Origin of the sequence: Microbacterium sp. Bi98 (genome assembly GCF_918698045.1) — a bacterium.
Classification (GTDB): domain Bacteria; phylum Actinomycetota; class Actinomycetes; order Actinomycetales; family Microbacteriaceae; genus Microbacterium.
In genome coordinates this window covers 1-1,496 of the sequence record NZ_CAKKLK010000025.1, presented here as the reverse complement: position 1 = coordinate 1,496, position 1,496 = coordinate 1, and the positions used below count along the sequence as shown (strand labels likewise).

The window sequence follows — 1,496 nt, the reverse complement described above, 5'->3', positions numbered from 1 at the left end:
GGGTGGGCGGGAGCGGTGCCCGCGAGAACCGCGAGCACATCGTCGAGGGACATCGAGCCCATGTTGTCGACGGCCTGGGTCGTCTGCGCGCCGAGATGCGGGGTCACGGTGACACGGTCGGCGAGGTCGTCGGCGAGCAGCGGACTCGCGCTCGCCGCGGTGTCGCCGGTCAACGTGTCGGCGGCGTATCCGCCGAGGCGTCCGTCACGCAGGGCGGCGGCGAGTGCCGCCTCGTCGACGAGATCGGGGCGGGCGGTGTTCACCAGGATCGTGCCGGGGCGGATGCGGTCGAGTCGCGCCGCATCGACGAGCGTCTGCCCGCCCGGGGCGTGCAGGGTGATGACGTCGGCGGTGCGGAACAGCTCGTCGAGGTCGACCGGTTCGGCGCCGCGCTCGGCGATCACGTCGGCCGGCAGAAAGGGATCGGCCGCGAGCACGCGTGCGCCGAAACCGCTCAGACGTCGGGCGACGCCCTGGCCGATGCGGCCGAAGCCCACGATGCCGACCGTGGCGGCTCCGAGCTCGCGACCGCGCCGCACGGCCCAGTCGCCGGCCCGCACGCGGCGATCGCCGTCGGGGATGAACCGGAGCGCGGCGAGCATGAGGCCGACGGCGTGGTCGGCGACGGCATCCGCGTTCGCCCCCGGGGTGTTCGTCACCGGGATGCCGCGCCGCAGCGCCGCGTCGAGATCGACCGCCTCGGTGCCGACGCCGTAGCGGGCCACGACCCTGAGGTTCGGCGCGGCGGCCAGGTGGTCGTCGGTCACCGGACCCGTGCCCGCGATCCACCCCTCGGCGGCAGCGAGCAGGGGTGCGAGCTCGGTGAGCCCGTGGTGGGCGGGGCCCCGGACGATCTCGTGGCCGGCGGCCCTGGCTCGCCCGACGAGGTCGAGGTCTCCGTCCGAGAACGACCGGCTGGTCGCGAGGATGACTCCCATCAGGCGCCTCGGGTGGCGGGGGCCTGGGCGAACCACGGCTCGAGTGCGGCGTAGGCGCCGACGAAGCGCGAATGCCGCTGCGCGTGCACGGCGTGCCGGCCGGCGTCCGGAGTGAACTCCGCCGTGACCTCGCTGAGCGCCCGCGCCGCCGAGAAGTCGGCGAGGCCGAGGCCGACGGCACCGGTGACAGCGGCGCCGAGGCTGTTGGCCTCTTCGACGATCGTGCGCCGTCGGATCGGCACACCCCAGACGTCGGCGAGGATGCCGAGCCAGGCGTCGCTCTGCGCTCCGCCGCCCACCGCGTCGATGCGGTCGATCGACGCACCGGATTCGCGGAACGCCTGGATGCAGGTGAGCAGGTTGTACGCGACACCCTCGAGCACGGCTCGGGTGAGGTGCGCGCGGGTGTGGTGACGGGCGAGGCCGACGAATGCTCCGCGGGCGTGCGGGTCCCACAGCGGGGATCGTTCGCCGAGCAGATAGGGGAGGAAGTAGAGGTCCTCGGTGTCGAGGTCGCCCCCGGCCTCCGTGGTGAGCCGGGCGGTGTCGGGGCGGGCG

General features: G+C 74.4%; 2 protein-coding genes. Both read right to left on the bottom strand.

The window, feature by feature from the left end; all coding sequences use genetic code 11:
- Positions 1–938, bottom strand: a 938-nt coding sequence (locus LQZ85_RS17830; protein WP_230101307.1) for a phosphoglycerate dehydrogenase, incomplete at its 3' end; no start/stop codon positions are given.
- The coding region (locus LQZ85_RS17825; RefSeq protein WP_253073886.1) for an FGGY-family carbohydrate kinase at positions 938–1,496 on the bottom strand (559 nt) is incomplete at its 5' end. The genes LQZ85_RS17830 and LQZ85_RS17825, both read right to left, overlap by 1 nt.